The organism is Vibrio pacinii DSM 19139, assembly GCF_000711795.1.
Taxonomy (GTDB): Bacteria; Pseudomonadota; Gammaproteobacteria; order Enterobacterales; family Vibrionaceae; genus Vibrio; species Vibrio pacinii.
In genome coordinates this window covers 63,311-82,403 of record NZ_JONH01000001.1, presented here as the reverse complement: position 1 = coordinate 82,403, position 19,093 = coordinate 63,311, and the positions used below count along the sequence as shown (strand labels likewise).

At 45.9% G+C, this 19,093-nt stretch carries 17 protein-coding genes and 1 other annotated feature; of the genes, 7 read left to right on the top strand and 10 right to left on the bottom strand.

All coding sequences use genetic code 11. The annotated features are described in order from the left end of the window. Positions 1 to 4: 4 nt before the first annotated feature. The 4 genes from trpD to trpL2 form a co-directional block, all read right to left on the bottom strand. A complete protein-coding gene (gene trpD / locus BS19_RS00365) occupies positions 5 to 1,003 on the bottom strand; it encodes an anthranilate phosphoribosyltransferase (RefSeq protein ID WP_038172538.1) in 999 nt (332 codons plus the stop codon). A 5-nt stretch (positions 1,004 to 1,008) separates the two neighbouring features. Further along, positions 1,009 to 1,605: an aminodeoxychorismate/anthranilate synthase component II gene (locus BS19_RS00360; RefSeq protein ID WP_038172537.1), complete on the bottom strand. Its 597-nt coding sequence runs from the start codon at positions 1,603 to 1,605 to the stop codon at positions 1,009 to 1,011. Positions 1,606 to 1,612: 7 nt separating this feature from the next. Beyond that, a complete protein-coding gene (locus BS19_RS00355; RefSeq protein WP_038172536.1) occupies positions 1,613 to 3,175 on the bottom strand; it encodes an anthranilate synthase component 1 in 1,563 nt (520 codons plus the stop codon). 128 nt (positions 3,176 to 3,303) lie between these two features. After that, positions 3,304 to 3,406 (bottom strand) — a sequence feature (Trp leader region). Beyond that, positions 3,353 to 3,478, bottom strand: a complete 126-nt coding sequence (trpL2, locus tag BS19_RS00350) for a tryptophan operon leader peptide (protein WP_038172534.1) — start codon at positions 3,476 to 3,478, stop codon at positions 3,353 to 3,355. It overlaps the preceding feature by 54 nt. Before the next feature lie 81 nt (positions 3,479 to 3,559). On the opposite strand from trpL2, the gene rnm reads away from it, so the two are divergent. The 4 genes from rnm (at position 3,560) to BS19_RS00330 (ending at position 8,643) form a co-directional block, all read left to right on the top strand. Further along, the gene (gene rnm / locus BS19_RS00345; protein ID WP_038172532.1) at positions 3,560 to 4,426 is read left to right on the top strand and encodes an RNase RNM; all 867 of its coding nucleotides are present in this window, start codon (positions 3,560 to 3,562) and stop codon (positions 4,424 to 4,426) included. A gap of 36 nt (positions 4,427 to 4,462) precedes the next feature. Continuing rightward, complete coding sequence (locus tag BS19_RS00340) at positions 4,463 to 5,083, top strand: L-threonylcarbamoyladenylate synthase (RefSeq protein ID WP_038172530.1); 621 nt, start codon at positions 4,463 to 4,465, stop codon at positions 5,081 to 5,083. A 106-nt stretch (positions 5,084 to 5,189) separates the two neighbouring features. Next, the gene (gene rluB, locus BS19_RS00335; protein ID WP_038172529.1) at positions 5,190 to 6,128 is read left to right on the top strand and encodes a 23S rRNA pseudouridine(2605) synthase RluB; all 939 of its coding nucleotides are present in this window, start codon (positions 5,190 to 5,192) and stop codon (positions 6,126 to 6,128) included. Between the two features lie 235 nt (positions 6,129 to 6,363). Continuing rightward, positions 6,364 to 8,643, top strand: a complete 2,280-nt coding sequence (locus tag BS19_RS00330) for a bifunctional diguanylate cyclase/phosphodiesterase (RefSeq protein WP_038172528.1) — start codon at positions 6,364 to 6,366, stop codon at positions 8,641 to 8,643. Positions 8,644 to 8,675: 32 nt separating this feature from the next. Here BS19_RS00330 and cydC read toward each other — a convergent pair whose 3' ends face one another. The 3 genes from cydC to trxB form a co-directional block, all read right to left on the bottom strand. Next, a complete protein-coding gene (cydC, locus tag BS19_RS00325) occupies positions 8,676 to 10,397 on the bottom strand; it encodes a heme ABC transporter ATP-binding protein/permease CydC (protein ID WP_038172526.1) in 1,722 nt (573 codons plus the stop codon). After that, positions 10,390 to 12,177 (bottom strand): heme ABC transporter permease/ATP-binding protein CydD, encoded by a 1,788-nt coding sequence (cydD, locus tag BS19_RS00320; protein WP_038172524.1) that lies wholly within the window; start codon positions 12,175 to 12,177, stop codon positions 10,390 to 10,392. Before cydD ends, cydC begins: the two co-directional genes overlap by 8 nt. A gap of 112 nt (positions 12,178 to 12,289) precedes the next feature. Continuing rightward, positions 12,290 to 13,252, bottom strand: a complete 963-nt coding sequence (trxB, locus tag BS19_RS00315; protein ID WP_038172522.1) for a thioredoxin-disulfide reductase — start codon at positions 13,250 to 13,252, stop codon at positions 12,290 to 12,292. Positions 13,253 to 13,653: 401 nt separating this feature from the next. Between trxB and BS19_RS00310 the strand changes: the two genes are divergently transcribed. Next, positions 13,654 to 14,310 (top strand): 2OG-Fe dioxygenase family protein, encoded by a 657-nt coding sequence (locus BS19_RS00310; RefSeq protein WP_038172520.1) that lies wholly within the window; start codon positions 13,654 to 13,656, stop codon positions 14,308 to 14,310. Then, entirely contained in the window at positions 14,294 to 15,529 is a 1,236-nt protein-coding gene (locus BS19_RS00305) for a cysteine desulfurase-like protein (RefSeq protein WP_038172517.1), read from the top strand. The genes BS19_RS00310 and BS19_RS00305 overlap by 17 nt, the downstream gene beginning before the upstream one ends. A 40-nt stretch (positions 15,530 to 15,569) precedes the next feature. Here BS19_RS00305 and BS19_RS00300 read toward each other — a convergent pair whose 3' ends face one another. Beyond that, entirely contained in the window at positions 15,570 to 16,394 is an 825-nt protein-coding gene (locus BS19_RS00300; RefSeq protein WP_038172515.1) for a DUF2797 domain-containing protein, read from the bottom strand. A gap of 285 nt (positions 16,395 to 16,679) precedes the next feature. Here BS19_RS00300 and BS19_RS00295 point away from each other — a divergent pair, with 285 nt between their 5' ends. Beyond that, positions 16,680 to 17,990 carry a GGDEF domain-containing protein gene (locus BS19_RS00295; protein WP_051686458.1) on the top strand — a complete coding sequence of 437 codons (1,311 nt, stop codon included), beginning with the start codon at positions 16,680 to 16,682 and terminating at the stop codon, positions 17,988 to 17,990. Here the strand turns inward: BS19_RS00295 and BS19_RS00290 are convergent. Both BS19_RS00290 and BS19_RS00285 read right to left on the bottom strand, forming a co-directional pair. Continuing rightward, complete coding sequence (locus tag BS19_RS00290) at positions 17,971 to 18,717, bottom strand: SanA/YdcF family protein (RefSeq protein ID WP_038172513.1); 747 nt, start codon at positions 18,715 to 18,717, stop codon at positions 17,971 to 17,973. The genes BS19_RS00295 and BS19_RS00290 overlap by 20 nt on opposite strands. Next, entirely contained in the window at positions 18,717 to 19,037 is a 321-nt protein-coding gene (locus BS19_RS00285; RefSeq protein ID WP_038172511.1) for a DUF3392 domain-containing protein, read from the bottom strand. The genes BS19_RS00290 and BS19_RS00285 overlap by 1 nt, the downstream gene beginning before the upstream one ends. Between the last annotated feature and the right edge of the window lie 56 nt (positions 19,038 to 19,093).

The window sequence follows — 19,093 nt, the reverse complement described above, 5'->3', positions numbered from 1 at the left end:
TAGCTTAAGCATGCGCCGCAAGCTGAGTGACCAGCTGGTAGGCTTTGCCTGAATTCATTGCGTCAATCGCTTGTTGAGTATTGGCCTTAAGATCTTCATGACCAAACAAGCGCATTAATAATGCGACATTAACCGCGACCGCGCCAAGCTGCGCCTCGGTTCCTTTACCGGTTAAAATATTGGTGATAATCGCTTTGTTCTGTTGTGGATCACCACCTTTAATCGCCTCAAGTGGGTGGCGATTAACGCCAAAATCTTCTGGCGTTAACGTATATTCGACGATGTTACCGTGTTTAATTTCAGCGACGAGTGTCTCACCGTGAATGGCGACTTCATCAAGACCGCTGCCATGCACAACCGCCGCGCGCTTCATCCCCATCTGTAACATGGTTTCAGCGATAGGGCGAACCAGTGCTTTGCTGTAAACGCCCATTAATTCGATATTTGGTCGAGCCGGGTTAATCAGGGGGCCAAGAATGTTAAAAATGGTGCGTGTTTTCATGGTTTGGCGTACTGGCATCGCGTGTTTGACGCCAAGGTGATATTGAGGTGCGAATAAAAACGCCACCCCTAACGTGTCGACAGCCGAGCGGGTATCTTCCGCGCTCATCGCTAAATTGATGCCAAATGAGTCAAGCAGATCTGAGCTGCCAGATTTGCTAGAGACGCTGCGATTGCCGTGTTTCGCTACCTTTAACCCACAAGCGGCAGCGACAAACGCAGCCGTAGTGGAAATGTTAATGGTATCGTGACCATCGCCACCAGTACCGACAATGTCGGCAAAATCATAATCGGGACGTGGGAATGGTTTGGCGTTTGCCAGTAGTGCTTTGGCCGCACCTGCTATCTCATCCGGTGTTTCACCTTTGATTTTTAGCGCGGTTAGGGCCGATGCCATTAGAATCGGATCGAGTTCGCCACGGATGATCGAGTCAAAAAGCTGTTGGCTCTCTTGTTGAGTAAGTGGCACTTGGTCGTAGAGTTTATTAATGATCGCTTCCATGTCACTTATCCTTGCTGTTGATGGTTGGCAACGGCCCACTCAATCGCATTCGCGAGTAAGGTTGCGCCGTGGGTGGTCATAATGGATTCTGGGTGAAATTGAAAACCACACACTTTGTCTTGTTCTTGTACTACAGACATCACTAAACCATCAACCTCTGCGGTAACGGTCAATGCTTTGGGCACGTGAGTGGCAACCAAAGAGTGATAACGTGCGATCGCAAGCGGGGAAGGTAAATTTGCATAGGTCGGATGTTGCTGATGCGCCATCATCGAGACTTTACCGTGAATGATTTCGCCTGCGCCTGCAACGACACCACCATAGGCTTCGACGATCGCTTGATGACCAAGACAGATACCAATCATTGGTACTTTACCGCGTAAGAGTTGAATCACCTCTGGCATAGAGCCTGCGTCTGAAGGAGCGCCTGGGCCGGGTGAGAGTAACACCACGGGATTGTCGAGTTCAGTCACTGCCGTGACAATTTTTTGCGCCGCGATATTGTTGCGATAAATGGTGACTTGATGGCCGAGGGAACGAAACTGATCAACTAGGTTGTAGGTAAATGAATCGAAATTGTCGATAAAAATAATATTCGCCATCTCTGCATTACTCCTTATGTGCGTTTTGGATAGCAGAGATTACTGCTTGCGCTTTGCCGCGGGTTTCGTCGGCTTCTGCTTGAGGATCTGAATCAAACACCACCCCAGCGCCTGCCTGAACTTGGGCCACACCATTTTCAACGTATGCCGAGCGAATGACGATACAGGTATCGAGTGTCCCTTCGCCAGTAAGGTAACCCACGGCGCCGCCATAACTGCCTCGGCGAGTGCCTTCTACATTACGAATAAGCTGCATGGCGCGAATTTTTGGTGCCCCGGTCAGTGTGCCCATGTTCATACATGCCTGATAAGCATGCAGGGCATCAAGGTCGTCACGCAGTTGACCGACGACGCGCGAAACAAGATGCATCACATGGCTGTAACGGTCGACTTTGAGCAGATCAGCCACGTGTCGAGTTCCTGCTTGAGAAATGCGCGCCACATCATTACGTGCTAAATCAACCAGCATCATATGCTCTGCGTTCTCTTTTTTATCGGTGCGTAATTCAAGTTCGATACGGCTATCAAGATCAAAATCGAGTGTTCCGTCAGGACGTTTTCCACGGTGGCGAGTCCCGGCAATTGGATAGATTTCGACTTGGTTGGTACCAGTTTCGTATTTGAGCGCGCTTTCAGGTGATGCGCCAAATAGGGTAAAGAGTTCATCTTGCATGTAGAACATATACGGGCTGGGATTGCTCTGCTTAAGTTCTTTATAAGCCGCAAGCGGCGATGGGCAAGGAAGGGTGAAGCGGCGTGATGGCACCACTTGGAAAACATCACCGTTAACAACGTACTGCTTTAAATCACGCACGATTTGACAAAAGTCTTGGTCAGAAACGCTTGGCTGCACATCAAGGTGATTAACTGGGTGTGCTTTAGGTACGAGCTTTAGTGCGCCACATTGTTGACGGATATCGTCGATTCTTGCTTGCAGCGCTGGTTTTTGTGAGTCATCGACAAACAAACTTGCTTGCACATCGCAAGATTGAGTCTGATGGTCAATGACCAGCAGTGTTTCAGCAACGTAATAAACGTAGTCAGGGCATTGATTATTGGCTTTGGCTGCCCCCAAAGGTTCGAAGTTTGCCACAAGATCGTAGGCGAACAGTCCGCCGATAAAGATGGCATGCTTATGCAGGTTGGTAATGTCGAAACTATGTTGAATCAGGCGCAAGGCATCAAATGAAGAGGCTTCACGTAGTCGAGAGTCTTCATCCAATAAGTCAGACGGCGCTTTAAAGCTAAGGGTTAGCTCAGTACCGTTAAACTGGTGCTGAATATCGTCATGAATATTCATTGCAATATGGGCCAATAGATTGCGGCCATTGGCGGTCAGCGCCGTCATCGTCACCTGATGACCAAAACAAACAATTCGTACTGCTGAATCGACGATCAATAAACTTTTGAGATCTTGTTTAGAATCAATTTCAGCCGATTCCAATAACAAGCTATCGGTCTTACTTTCACATAGAGTGTGAAATAACTGCGTTGGGTCTTGTGCATAGGGAGCGTCAGTTCTTATCAGCTCAATATTAGCTAGCTTTCTGATTTCAATGGCCTTGTTCACAAGACCTCCTTATCGATATCGTTATTCTTCCTTTGTCACCATAGTCGCATAAAGCGTAGGTTGACCCAATCAAGATTTGGTCAAAACTGACCAATGTTTAAACACCTGAATGTGAGGAAGATTGCAAAACAAAAAAGCCCGCTTCAAGAGCGGGCTTTAAAACATGAATTCTTTAGATTAAAAGTACACGTTAGCCCACCAACAACTGGTCCAAGTACGCGACCAAGCAAGATCCGCCTGAATCCGTTGGTTAGGATTGGCAGCAACTTTTTCTTTATGCAGTTGGTTAATGTCTTGTAACATAGAGAGCCTTGAATTAAGTACTTCGTATTTGTGTACTAGTTAACTAGTGCAGGGGTAAAAAGTCAACAAAAAAATGAAACTATGAGAATTGATTTACACAGCCATACCACTGCCTCTGATGGTCGACTAGACGCCGAGCAGCTTATTGACCGAGCTTTGAGCTTTGATCTCGATGTGTTGGCGATTACCGACCACGATACTGTTGATGCTCTCGGTGCCGCGCATCAATACATTCAAGATAAGCAATTGCCCTTACAATTGATCGACGGCATTGAGATTTCGACCGTATGGCAAAATAAAGATATTCACATTGTTGGGTTGAACATTGATCGCCACAGCGAAGCGCTACAAGCATTAATCACCAAGCAACAACGTCACCGCGAGTCGAGAGCCGAGTTGATTGCCGAGCGGTTGCAAAAGGCGACCCGAGAAGGAGTACTTGACGAAGTCAAAATGATTGCGGGCAGTGCGCCAATCACACGAGCACACTTTGCCAAGTGGCTGGTCGATAATGGTTACGCTAAAACGATGCAACAGGTGTTCAAAAAGTATTTAACTCGCAATAATCCCGGTTACGTTCCACCGACTTGGTGCTCTATTGCCGATGCGGTTGAAGCAATTCATGCCGCGGGAGGTCTTGCTGTGTTAGCGCATCCTGGACGATATGATCTGACGGCAAAATGGTTGAAGCGCTTATTAACCGCCTTCGCTGAAGCGGGTGGTGACGCGATGGAAGTGGCTCAACCTCAGCAAGGGCAACAAGAAAGACGCAACTTGGCTGATTATGCTATACAATACAAACTATTAGCCTCTCAAGGCAGTGACTTTCATTACCCGTCACCTTGGATGGAGCTAGGTAGAAATTTGTGGTTACCGAAAGGTGTTGAACCAGTATGGAAAGATTGGGGTATTGAGCCTTCTGCAACAGACTCCATCCCCACAGATTAACTATAGAGTCGAGAGACTCGATAATGAGGAATGACAATGAGCCAGTTTTTTTACGTTCATCCAGAAAACCCCCAGGCTCGCTTGATCAATCAGGCTGTAGCAATCATTCGAAACGGTGGGGTGGTCGTTTATCCAACCGATTCAGGCTATGCTTTAGGTTGTCAGCTTGAGAATAAGCAAGCGCTTGAGCGTATTTGCCAAATTCGTCGTCTCGATGATAAGCACAATTTTACGCTGCTTTGTCGCGATTTGTCTGAGCTTTCTCTCTACGCACGAATCGACAATACCGCGTTCCGTTTGCTCAAAAACAATACGCCGGGACCGTACACTTTTATTTTTAAAGGGACCAAAGAGGTGCCACGTCGCCTAATGAACGCCAAGCGTAAAACGATTGGTATTCGTGTCCCTGATAACCGCATCGCTCTTGATTTACTCGAAGCATTGGGCGAGCCCTTAATGTCGACATCGTTGATATTGCCGGGAAACAGCGTGACAGAGTCAGACCCTGAAGACATTCGCGATAAGCTTGAGCATGCAGTGGATTGTATTCTAAATGGTGGTTACTTGAGCGAGCAGCCAACCACTGTGGTTGATTTTAGTGATGGTGAGCCTGTTATTGCACGGATTGGCTCGGGTGATACTGCGCCTTTTGAATAATCGAAAGTACGTGATTTCCTCCACACTTTTTGCGATAATGTGCGGCCGCGATTTTGGGTCGCACTTGTTTATTCGACGTCTGAGAAGACGACACATAGGTAGATAAATGAACGAAAAACTACAGAAAGTATTAGCTCGAGCTGGACTTGGCTCTCGCCGCGAACTAGAAGCTTTGATTAAAGCGGGTCGTGTGAGTGTTAATGGTATTGTGGCTAAGCTTGGTGAACGACTAGAAGATGAAAGCGCTGTAGTGCGTATCGATGGTCATATTGTTTCTGCCAAAGCGCAGGAAGAGGTGGTGTGTCGTGTGCTTGCCTACTACAAGCCGGAAGGTGAACTGTGTACTCGCCATGATCCGGAAGGTCGCCGTACTGTCTTTGACCGTTTGCCTAAAATCCGCGGTTCACGCTGGATTTCTGTGGGTCGTTTAGATGCCAATACTTCAGGTTTGCTCTTGTTTACCACCGATGGTGAATTAGCCAACCGCTTAATGCATCCAAGTCGACAGGTAGAACGTGAGTATTTGGTTCGCGTATTCGGTGAAGTGACCGAGCAGAAAGTGAAAAACCTTGTCCGTGGTGTTGAGCTAGAAGATGGTGTTGCCCGTTTTGAAGACGTGGTTTACGCTGGTGGTGAGGGTATGAACCACACTTTCTACGTCGCGATTAACGAAGGTCGTAACCGAGAGGTTCGTCGTCTTTGGGAATCTCAAGACACGACGGTAAGTCGTTTGAAGCGTGTTCGATACGGTGATATCTACCTCGACAAAAAATTGCCACGCGGCGGTTGGATGGAATTAGACCTGAAACAGGTTAACTACTTGCGTGAGTTGGTTGAACTGCGTCCTGAGAAAGAGACGCTGCTTGACGAAAACAAAGCCAACACTTCTCGTAAACGTGAACGCTCTCGTAGTCAAAAAATTCGTCGTGCTGTTAAGCGTCACGAAGAACGAGTGAACAGCGGTGGTGGTCGTAGCAATAACCCATCTCGTCGTAAGCCGAAGAAAAGCGCAGGGCAGCAGAATGCTCGTAACAATCAACGCTAATACATGATTAGCGCATAAAAATTATAAAAGCAGCGGCTCAATTCGCTGCTTTTTTTATGCGAAAAATTGGTAAATAGTTAAATAATTGTAGAATATGATATGTAAATCAGAACAATCGTAGAATTAATTGGTAACCTACGGATTGACGTCTCGCGCAAGGTAATGGATGAATCGTTGAGCGGCGTTATAAGAGTTATCACATCTAATCGTAGGCTTCGGCAGGGATATGAGCTAAATGGCTTTGATCAAGAAAAATATTTGGTTGGCGTTTTACTTTATTATTGCGGTTTGGTCCGTGATCTCTGCGGTGGCTGCATATTTGTCTTATCAAGACTCTTATCAAGATATCACACGCTCTCAAGTTAACCTGACAAAGTTAACAGCCAGTGCGTTTGATGCCTCATTAAATCAATATCGTACTATTCTCGACATTATAGGCTCCGACTTAATTCGCTTTGATATTACCCAAGATATTGAGCATACTCGACAAATACTCGACTCAACGGTCAGCCTTGATGAGTCTATTTTGGCGGTAGAATTGTTTAATCTTGATGGCACGCCAGTGACTAGCTCGACCAGAGTATTAACCAACCAAGCGATAAACCCACTTTTTCGTCCCCAAACTCGTGATAGCTTTCAGCAGACCCTAAAAACGGATCAGACCGTGATAGGGCGCACTTATTTAAAGCCCGGCCTGGGTGAGCTAATTATCCCGTTTCGAAAACTGATGCATGATAACAATGGTAAACCGCTGTTTGTGATTTCAATTTCGGTATCGCTCGAAAAAGGTTTTGACTATTTCTATGCTTACAGAACGCAACAGGCCAATCAAGAATTTGATATTTACCTCTATCGTGAAGAAGACAGATATTACCAAATCGCTCCCAAGAACAAGATATATCAATCCAAGAGCTATCTCTATCAATTACGCCAGTCAGAAGTGGACTTGAGTGTTGCGCGCTTAGAGCGAAAAAGCGGGCTTGATTATGATCACATCAAATCGAACCAGAATGTTGTGGTCAACCAACTTGAAAACCGTGCCCGAGGAACGATTGGGGCGGCAACCTACATTGACCGATATCAGCTTTGGGTCGTAAGCGAAATTAACAAAAGCATGGTGATTGAGAGTTTCTTATCGAAGCTGCCAATTATTATTGGCCTGTACATTATTGCGATCAGTGTGATGTTTTTCTTGTTCCGTAGTATCGCGCTTAACGAACAACGCAAACAACAAGAACTAACCTATCAAGCCAATCACGATTATTTGACCGGAATTGCCAACCGTTTTTGTCTTGAGCGTTATTTGTCGAGCCTGAATAAGTTCCAAGATTTTAGCCTCATCCTAGTGAATGTTGACAGCTTTAAACTGGTCAATGATAACTTTGGCAATCAAGCGGGTGATGCGGTGTTAAAGAGTATTGCTAAACGCTTGCATGTTTTCATTGATGAACAACACCGATTATTTCGCTCAGGCGGGGATGAATTTACGGTTGTCACGCCGTTAACTGACCAACAGGCTTTAACGACCTTGTGTGAAGGGATCCAGCAAGTATTTACTCAGCCGTTTAGTTATCGTGATGCAGAGATTTCGCTTGATTGCAGCATGAGTGTTGCGACAAGGGAAGAGAGTGATTGGGATATTGAAGCAATCAAACGTAATGTCGGTCTTTCGATGCATTATGCCAAACAAGCTCGCCATGGATTGATGTTTTATCAAGCGAGTTTCCTCGAACATTACCTAGAAAGAAACCGTATTGAATTAGCACTTAAGCAGGCAATTCAGCGTGGCGAGTTATCCATGGCCTATCAGCCTCAAATTAATGCCCATCGTCAACTAAAAGGGGTTGAAGCTTTAATTCGTTGGCATAGTCCTGAGCTCGGTTTTGTGCCGCCAGATAAATTTATTCATGTCGCAGAAAACTCCGGCTATATGCCGATTTTGGGTGATTTTATCTTGGAGCAAACCTTAACTGATATGGCTGAGCTTAAAGCCAACACTGGCGCCAATATCGACGTCGCGATCAATGTTTCGGTTAAGCAGTTGCAAGACTATCGTTTTGTTGAAAACGTAAAAAATCAGCTCAATCACTACCATTTTGATCCACATAAGTTAATTCTTGAGGTGACAGAAAGTGTCTTTGCGGAAGATGTCGATACGCTGATTGTTTTACTCAATGCACTTAAAGAGCAAGCGATTCGTATTTCCCTTGATGACTTTGGCACTGGTTACTCGTCACTCAGCTTGTTGAAGAACTTGCCTATTTGCGAAGTTAAAATCGATAAAAGTTTTGTCTCAGATATGCTCACTAGCGACAAATCTTACTCTATGTTGGCGGGTGTGCTGGATATGGCGCAGCGTATAGGCATGGAAACGGTAGCCGAAGGCGTCGAATCTTCAGAGGAGGCGGCGGTGTTGCGTCAACTCGGTTGTGACGTCTTCCAAGGTTACTTTTTTGCCAAGCCGATGGATCTGGCTTCGTTGCATGAGTTTATGTCCAAGCAGGATGTCGCCTAGCGCTGACAACCCGAGTTGCCAGCGCTAGGGGTTTAAAGGGTCTGAGTCAGTTGAAAGTAGCGCCCTTGTTGTTCAACCAACGCTTGGTGGCTGCCGTGTTCAACGATTTCACCGTGTTCGATAAGGCAAATCGAATCCATCTTATCGAGATTAACTAAGCGGTGTGTGATAAAGACCACTGTCTTGCCGCTAAAGTGCTGCTCGAACAGTGCCATGACCTGCTGCTCTGTCTGTTTATCAAGCCCTTCAGTCGGTTCGTCTAATAGCAAGATCGGTGCGTTATGCAGTAAAGCACGTGCGATGCCAATCCGGCGTTTCTCCCCACCAGAAAGCTGTCGGCCACCATCGCCAAGCCAAGCATCAAGGCCGTTATCTAGCGTCAGTTTTTCTAGCCCGACTTGACTTAACACTTGGATGAGCTCGTTGTCATTGGCGTCAGGCTTTGCCATCAAGAGATTGTCGCGTAAAGTACCGTTAAGCACATCGACGCGCTGGCTGACGACACTGATCGTTTTTCGCAGTTGGCTCTCGCTCCATTGTTGCAAAGGTTTTCCGCCGATTTCAATCGTGCCTTGTTGTACATCCCAGTATCGATTTAATAGCTGAATCAAGGTAGATTTACCAGAGCCAGTTTGACCGACTATCGCAATACGATGCTGAGCAGGAATCGATAAGTCGACGTGTTTCAGCACTTGTGTTTGCGAGTCTGGGTAGTGGAATGAGACACCTTGGTAGGCAATCGAAAATTCGCCGCTATGCGCAACATCTTGCTGGGTAAACTGAACCTCTGGCTCAGAGAGAATAATGTCGTTGAGGCGACGCGCAGAGGTTAGGGTTTGGCCAAGATGTTGAAATGCGCCTGCAATTGGCATCAGTAATTCAACACTCGCCATGGTTGCAAATGCGACTAATGCAATCATCGGGTCGGGCGTGTTGCCGCCAACGCCGTCGGCGGCGAGCCACAGCATAAGAACCAGAGTCCAACCATTGGCTAGCAGCAGTAACGCTTGTGCTAAGCCTGAGAAATGGGCGTTAAAAAACTGATTCTTCAATAACTTTTCTTGTGTCGTCACGATGACATCGCGATAACGCTGCTCAGCGCCAAACAGAGTCAGTTCACTATAGCCTTGCAACCAGTCGAGTGTTGCGATGCGCAAGTCGGCTTTGTGTTGGGTGAGCTCGCCGCCATTACGTTTACCTAGCTTATAAAACACCAGTGGCCAAGCCAGTAAAAGAGCGAAGAGGATGGCGCCAAGAATTAAACCAAGCTGGCTGTCAAACCAACACACCAAAGCCGTTAGACCCATAATGCCGAGTGTACCAACCATCATCGGACTAACCAGTCTAAGGTAGACATGATCCATTGCATCAATGTCGGCGACAAGTCGGTTCAGTAGATCCGCATCGCGTAGATTTGATATTCGGCCTGGAATAAGCGGTGCTAACTTGGAAAAAAAGAAAACTCGAAGGTCTGTCAGTAAATTAAACGTCGCATTGTGGCTGACGACACGTTCGCCCCATCGCCCAGCAGTGCGTCCCATAGCAAAACCGCGTACAAAAGCACCAGGCAGCATGTAATTAAAAGTTTGCCTTGCAATGGTCAACCCCGCCACCGCAGCCGCTGATAAGAACCAACCAGATAAGGTCAACAGTCCAATAGAAGCGGCGACTGTCAAAAACGCCAGTAGCATGCCGAGTGAAAGACCAAACCAATGTTTCTTATAAAGTTTAAGGTAGGGAAGGAGTTCACGCATCGAGATTTCCCTTGTCTGTCTGTTGAAGTGTCTGGTTAGATTGCAACATCTGCCTGAATAAGCCGTCGTTATCGGCTAACTGTTGATAGTGACCGCTTTGAACGAGTTGTCCGTTTTGCATCACCAAAATTTGCTCCACATTCTGCAGCGGGGTGAGCTGGTGGGTCACCATCAGTGTGGTTTTGCCGTTAATTTGCTTATCTAAGCCTTGCATCACCAGTTTTTCACTGCGTGCATCAAGGCTTGCGGTCGGCTCATCCAATAGCCAGAACAACCCATCTTGAATCATTGCGCGAGCAAGGGCTAGCCGCTGTGCTTGACCAACAGACAATCCACCCGATCGATCAGAAATGTTGTAGTCTAAACCGTGTGCATCGACAAACTCCGAGGCAAAAGACTCATCTAGCGCTGTGGCGATCTGTTGATCACTCACACCCTGCTTGCCGAGCGTAACATTGTCACGAATCGTGCCGTGCAGTAACAGTGGATTTTGGCCAACCCAACTGATGTTTTTGCGCCAATCTGACAGTGAGAGTTCACGACGTTCAATGCCGTTAATTTTTAATGAACCTTTATAAGGTAAAAAACCAAGCAGAGCGTTGATAAGGCTAGTTTTTCCTGCGCCACTAGGGCCAACCAACGCCGTAGTTTGGCCATTATTGATGTCGAAACTCATCGGCCCAAGGAGTTTCACGCCTTCGGGTGAGAACACCTCAAGTTCACTCGCGGTGATGCTTACCCCTTGATTCATAGGTAAAAGTGTTTGTCCAGAGCGCACGGTTTCGACATCAGTGTCTAGAAACTCGACGATACTCTCTGCCGCGCCAACCGCTTGTTGCTTGGCATGGTAAAACGTCCCAAGGTCACGAAGCGGTTGATAGAACTCAGGTGCCAACACAAGAATAAACAGCCCGGCAAAGAGGGTAACTCCTGCGCCATAATCACCAAAATTAAGCTCGCCGATAAAGGCAAAACCGAAGTAAACCGCCGTTAATGCAATCGAAATAGAGGTAAAGAACTCAAGCACTGCAGAAGAAAGGAAGGCGATTTTAAGCACATCCATAGTGCGAGTGCGGAAGACTTCAGAAGCGCCACGCATCATCTCAGTTTCTGCTTTGGTTCGGTCAAACAGACGAATGGTTGTCATGGATTGTAGGCGATCATAAAAATGGCCTGACAAGCGCTGCAGTGCTTTAAAGTTTTTACGGTTTGCGTCAGCGGCTTTCATTCCCACTAAGGCCATAAATAATGGCACTAGGGGCGCGGTCAGCAAAAAGATTAATCCAGCCGCCCAGTTAACCGGGAACACCACAATTAAAATAACGAACGGGATCAAAACCGCCAACGACATTTGTGGCAGGTAACGGGCGAAAAAGTCGTGCATGTCTTCAACTTGCTCAAGCAGTAGTGTTGCCCAAGCACCAGCAGGTTTTCCTTTGATATAGGCAGGGCCAAGCTCATGCAACTTATCGAGAATCAATTGCCGAATGTAAATACGAATCTGCTCACCACAGCGATACCCTGCGATTTCACGACCCCAAGAACAAAGCGCTCGAATAGCAATGATGGCCGCGAGAGCGACGAAATGAGGCACAAGTTGAGACTTATCAACATGTTCGATGATCAATTGGTGTAATAGGCTAGCCAGTAAAGCGGCTTGAGCTAAAAGGAAAAAGCTTGAAAGTACACCAAGGCCAACAGCCATCATAAGCCAGCGTTTGGCGAGCTTACTTTGCTGCTTGAGCCAATTGTTCAAGCTGCGTTGTTTCTTTTTATCCATCGTGAAGGCTTAATGATAATTATTATTACGAATTAGAATGGGCCATTATACAAAAGAAAGCCCTATGGGCATACCATAGGGCTGTAAGGATTTGAGCTAAAAATGGAAATTATTATTTAGCGTCTGCAAGTTCATCAAGGTAACGTTCTGCATCTAGCGCTGCCATACAACCGCTGCCCGCAGAAGTGATCGCTTGACGGTAGTTGTGATCCATGACATCACCAGCCGCAAAAACACCAGCAACGCTGGTTTGAGTCGCATTACCTTCAAGGCCTGATTGAACCAAGATATAGCCATCTTTCATTTCTAGTTGGCCAGCAAAGATATCGGTATTTGGTTGGTGACCAATGGCGATGAATGCACCCATAACATCAATCTGTTCGATAAGATCTGACTGGGTATCTTTGATGCGAACCCCAGTAACACCCATGTCGTCACCGACAACTTCTTCAAGGGTGCGATCAGTGTGCAATACGATATTGCCGCTTTCGACTTTGTCCATTAGGCGCTTGACTAGAATTTTTTCGGCACGGAAGCTATCACGTCGATGAATAAGGTGTACTTCAGATGCAATATTGGACAGATAAAGCGCTTCTTCTACCGCGGTATTACCGCCACCGACAACGGCAACTTTCTGGTTTCGATAGAAAAATCCATCACAGGTCGCGCAAGCAGAAACACCGCGGCCTTTAAATGCTTCTTCAGATTCTAGCCCCAAGTATTTTGCTGACGCACCCGTCGAGATTATCAACGCATCACAGGTATATTCACCGCTATCGCCTTTTAAGCGTAGAGGACGTTGGCTCAGATCGACTTCGTTAATATGATCGAACAGAATTTCGGTTTCGAAACGTTCAGCATGTTCTTTCATTCGTTCCATCAAAACCGGACCAGTTAAGCCCTCTGGATCGCCTGGCCAGTTTTCAACCTCAGTGGTAGTGGTTAGCTGACCGCCTTGTTGCATTCCGGTGACCAATACGGGTTTTAGGTTCGCTCGGGCTGCGTAAACCGCTGCTGTGTATCCTGCAGGGCCAGAACCAAGAATTAAAAGGCTGCTATGTTTTACGTCGCTCATTTGTGCTCCATTAGCGGTGACGCTTGCTGAATAGTTTGTCTCGATTGTAGGGAATATATACGGCTTTTGAAAGAGTTAGCAAGGGAGAAAGCTGTAATAATTGGTTATAGGCTAGAACGTAAACGATCACGCTACTGATAAAAGCTTGTATTCTAACTATCTGAAAAATAATAATTAATTTTTCCCACTAGTGGAGTTGTCTAATATTTCTACACTCATTCGCTTCAAATTGGTTTGTTTGACTGAGTTTTTATTATTTTTTGGACTTTAATGCTTAAATAAATATTTTGATAGATAGTGATGCTAATAGAGGTTGAAATTACAAGATAAATGCGCAGATAATGATTGTGAACATGATGTTAATTTATTTGTAAGTATGTACGTTCATTAAGGAGATGATGATGTTACATCAGCGTGAAACCACTCTTCAACTGACCAAACTCAGCGACACGGCGATTGCTCAGCTTGCCCCCACTTTCACCCAGCTTCCTAAAACTAGCCATGCTGACGGTAAATTCCGCTTACGACGTTATTCCGTAGTTGCCTTTAAAAACGGTGAAGTGCTTGATTTAAATAAAAATGAGTTTATGCAAACCGACGATATCAATCGCTTCCAAGGCAACGTTGTACGCCAGTTCGAGCCTGTAGAGGAGACCACTTTGAAAAGTGATGGCATGCGCGAGATGTGTCAGTTGTTCGCGACATCAAATAATCTTGTCAATGGTCAAGAAATAGAAATTCACCAAATTCGCATTGCAGCGGTTTACGACGAAACTCAGGTTGCCCCAGAAGGCGTTCACCAAGATGGCTTTGAACATATCGCCTTAATCGGTATGGGACGTCACAATATTGAAGGTGGCGATATCATGCTTTACAACAGTTTTAATGAAGCGCCATTTTTTAGAAAAGTTCTGCAAAGTGGTGAAGTGGCGATGTTGGCTGACAATAAACTGTGGCATAACGCGCAACCAATTCGTTCTGTCAACCAAGGCCAAGAAGGCTATATGGATGTATTTGTACTGACTGCGAAGGATGCCGTGAATGAGCTTCACTCCTAATCTAGCAAGGGCGCAATTTAGCGCGCTGAGCCAAACATATAATGACTTACCAGTGACGTTTCTTGATGGCCCGGGCGGTTCGCAAGTGCCACAGTCGGTGTTAGAAGCGATGCAAGCTTATCTGGGTTTTTTCAACGCAAACTTGGGTGGGCATTATTTCTCAAGCCAGCAAACGACGCAATTAATGCTCCAAGCGCGCGAGCATGCCGCGGCACTGGTCAATGCAGAGTCGAAAGATAATATTGTCTTTGGCGCTAACATGACATCACTGACTTTCCAACTCAGTCGAGCCATCAGTCGTGAGTGGCAGGTGGGGGATGAAGTGATCGTTACCGCACTCGATCATTATTCGAATGTGTCGAGTTGGCAGCAGGCAGCAGATGACAAAGGGGCGATTGTCCATCAAGCCCGTGTTGACGAACTCGATTGCAGCTTGGATATCGACCATTTGCTGTCACTTATTAATGACAAGTCCAGACTTATTGCGTTGACGTTTGCGTCAAATACCACAGGGTCGATTGTTGACGTGAAGCGTGTTGTTGAGGCTGCACATCAAGTCGGAGCTATGGTTTACGTTGATGCAGTGCATTACGCGCCGCACCATTTGGTTGATGTTCAGGCCCTTGGCTGTGACTTCTTAGCCTGTTCTGCGTACAAATTTTTCGGTCCGCACGTTGGTATCGCCTATGTAGCTCCGAAATGGTTGCATGCGTTAAAACCCTATAAGGTCGAGCCGGCAACTGACTGCGGCCCTGGTCGTTTCGAGACAGGAACGCAAAGCTTCGAAGCATTGGCAGGCTTAGTATCTGCGGTTAAATACCTTGCTCAATGGGGGTCGAGTTATTCATCGCTACGAGAGCGTTTGGTTGAATCTTATCGTTACTACAACCAACATGAATCTGGGCTCAGCGAGCGTTTCCTACTGCGTCTATCTGAGTTATCAGGCGTGAAGCTATATGGTCGACAGGTTGCTGATAGTGCGCTTCGAACCCCAACCTTTGCGTTGACGTTCGACAATCATTCATCAGAAACGATTGCACGTAAGTTGGGTGAACGTAATATTTGTGTTTGGAACGGCCACTTCTATGCTCTTGGCTTAGTGCGGCAGTTAAAGTTAGAACAATCGGGCGGTGTGGTGCGTATTGGCTTTATGCATTACAACACGCTAGAAGAGGTCGATACGCTGTTTGATGAGCTTAAGGCCATTCTTGGCGATTAACCTGAATCAACAAAGGACCTCAATTGAGGTCCTTTTAACTTTACGCGCTGACTTCAACTTCATAAGAGGTGAATTTACGAATGTTAATTACCCCGGTATCAAAAATCAGATATTGGCCTTTAATCCCTTGAAGAACCCCAGTCACTTGGGGAGTTTTATCAAAATTATGTGAAGTGATTTTGATCGGATGCTGTTCGACAGGGTATTCGATTGGCGTAATACTTTCTGTCAGAACGTCAATGGCATCATCGCCAAATTGCTGTTTGATCTCTGCAATCTTATCGCTGAGGAGCGGCAATAGTTGTGCAAAGCGCTGATTAAGATCAATCGGTTCACCATCACCTTTGAGTAGCGTTCTCCAATTGGTTTTATCCGCGATATGCTTAGCAACTTCCACTTCAATTAAACCAGAAATATGACGGGTTTTGACTTTAAAAATAGGCAAACCCTGTGTTGCCCCTTGGTCTATCCAACGCGTTGGGATCTGCGTATGGCGAGTAATACCGACTTTTAAACTCGAGGTATTAGATAGATAGACATAATGGTCGACCATACAGTTGTCCTCACCCCATTTTGGCTCGCGACAAGTACCTTGATCGTAGTGACAGGTTTCTGGCTTCATTATACACATGTCACAGCTGGCAAGCTTGCGCATACAAACAAAGCAATGGCCTTGTGAATAGCTTTTTTTGGTCTTCTTACCACACGCACTGCAATAGATATTGCCAGTGTGGGTTAGCGTGAGGGATTGACCGATAAATGGTGTCAGGTCGACAAACTGTTCGCCGACAGGAAGTTGATAGATGACTTTGACATCCAGTGAAGCACGCATTTTATTGAGCGTACCTTTCGCAATTAAAGACATGACAATGCTCTGTATTCGTTCTTAGGTTGACCTTTTGTGTGGCGGCGATTGTAGCATTTTTTGTTATCGAACCTGTAAAAAATACGCTAACAACATCTCCTGATAGTTAATCCGTAACGCTGACCAGTCACATACTTTTCACAGTCGACTGAGTTTATGAGCCACTTCTAATAATTATCGATAATTAGCACAGTAAAGTGAACTATAATGGAACCAGTATCTTATTAATTGGCATCGTTACATTTAATTTAATTATTAATCTGGTCAGGACAGTAGGGACTACGATTGAAAACAATCCACAAAATTATCTTTCTATTGGTCGTGGTCACCGTACTTCTGGTGCAGACTTATTGGGTCTATGGCAGCGGTCAGGTGTATAAAATACACCCTAATCAATTTGATTTCTTCGCAACCAATGACCAAGTTCAAGGTGGTTCAAGTACGTCAACATTGACGCAGAGTGAAGGAACGTACTTGCTCGAATGCCAGTTGTTTAAAACCGACGCTTATCAGTGGCCATATTGCGGTGTCTCGATTCATTTGGGAGAGAGTATCGAGAAGGGCATCGATCTTGATGGTTATCATACATTAAGACTGAATGTCGACTTTATTCGCCACGATAGCCCAAACGAGCCGGGAATGAGAATTTATTTACGTAATTTCAACCCTGCCTACTCCAATGCCGACAATCAATATAGCCTTAAATACAATGGACTTGAATATACGCCCGGCGCAGAGTCGGGGCAAGTCGAGATCCCGCTCGCTAATCTACAGGTGATGACTTGGTGGCTGGCTGATAACGATATTGAGATTAAATATTCGGCGCCTGAATTTTCCAATATCTCGTTGCTTGAGCTAGCGACAGGATCTGGAGAGAATGAGGGTCGATATACCATGAAGATCCATGGCATTGAGTTTGTCGGCAATTACATTGATGGTGAGTACCTGATGTTCGGCTTACTGGTTTTCTGGGTCTCGTTAGTATTGGTGTATAGCATGGTGGAAATTAAGCGCAGCCGACAAGCAATTTCCCAAGCTCAGTTTAGACAGATTCACTTACGACGTTTAAATCGTGAACTACAAGAACAGAACATTCACTTTGCTGAACTGGCCAATCGCGATGCGTTGACTGGGGCGATGAATCGTCATTCGATTCGAGAGTGGTTAGCGCGTCATTTTGAAGGCGAGGGCAATCGTCACCGCTCTTTGACTGTGCTCTATCTCGACATCGATCACTTTAAGCAAGTTAATGATCACTATGGACATAAAATGGGAGATGACATACTGCGCGAGTTCACTATGGTGGTGTTAAGTATATTGAGTTCAGAGCAAAGGTTGGTTCGTTGGGGCGGTGAAGAGTTTGTCATTTTCTGCCCTGACCTCGATCTTGAGCAAACAATAGCACTGGCCGAGAAAATATGTCATCGAGTGGAGTCACATATCTGGGTTCATGGTGATGTGTTGACAACCAGTATTGGTGTCGCAGCTCGTGGTAATGAACGTATTAACGAGATGCTAACCAGAGCGGATGACGCACTTTATATCGCCAAGCGTCGAGGTCGGAACCAAGTTGCGGTTAGTGCGTGTCACCATTAGTTGTCACTGCGCTTTGCAGTTGGTCTGACTCTAACTGTTGGTCGATAGCGATTGGCTCTTTAGGGCCTAAAAACTTAGGTTTGGTATTAGTAATGTAGATATCAAGTAACGCCTTTGCGCGGGCGAAGACTTCGCGGATGCGGACTTTAAAGCCTGAATGACGTGAAGGGCCAGGAACCGCAAAACACTTGGCATTAATATTGTGCGAGTTGGCAATAAATAGCGCCCGTTCACAGTGAAACTTCTGCGAAATAATCAAAAAATTATCGGTATCAAAAATCTCTTTTGCCCTGACGACGGAGTCTAGAGTGCGAAAGCCTGCATAATCCAACACAATCCGTTCTTCAGGAATCCCCGCTGCTAGTAGATCACGCTTCATGGTCCAGGGCTCATTGTATGAGCGATGTGCATTGTCACCACTGAGTAGAAAATGACTGACTTTGCCCTGTTGATAGAGTGCGATAGCCGCCTCAATACGATGGGTGTAGTATTCGTTGAGGATTTTACCAAGGTATTTGCTGGTGCCCAAAACCACAGCAACATTGAAAGAATCAACCTGATCCATTTGCGAAAACAACTGTTCACGTGCTTGAACAGAGACCCACCGATCAACGCTAAATAGCGTTACCGCGATCAACAGTAGGCTAACGAATAGCCAGATGAACAACTTGATTAGCCGTTTAAGCCAAGTCTGTGATTGTGTCTCTCGATGGAATAATTTTCGCACTAGATTTGTCGATTCCTTTGCGCCCAAAGACCGATGATAATAAAACATGTCAGCACGATAGAGAACATTACACCGCTGTCCAATGATCGTAGTGTCCGAGTTAAATAGGGCGTTGCTTTAATGATGATTAAGCCGTAACCAAACGCGTTGATCAAGACAAACGCGATCGTTCTGAGCACGAAGTTGTAGTTTCTCAGCCATCTTCTGACCATGGTATTGATTTCACCGCCTGCCATCACTAACGTACAAGCAATCAATGCCGTAGAGATTTCACTCAGATAAGGCAGCAAATAGCGCCCGAGTATATGTAAATATTCCATTATTGATTAAAGAGTTAACTGAAAACAGCCCAAGGATATCATGAAGTAGTGCGCCG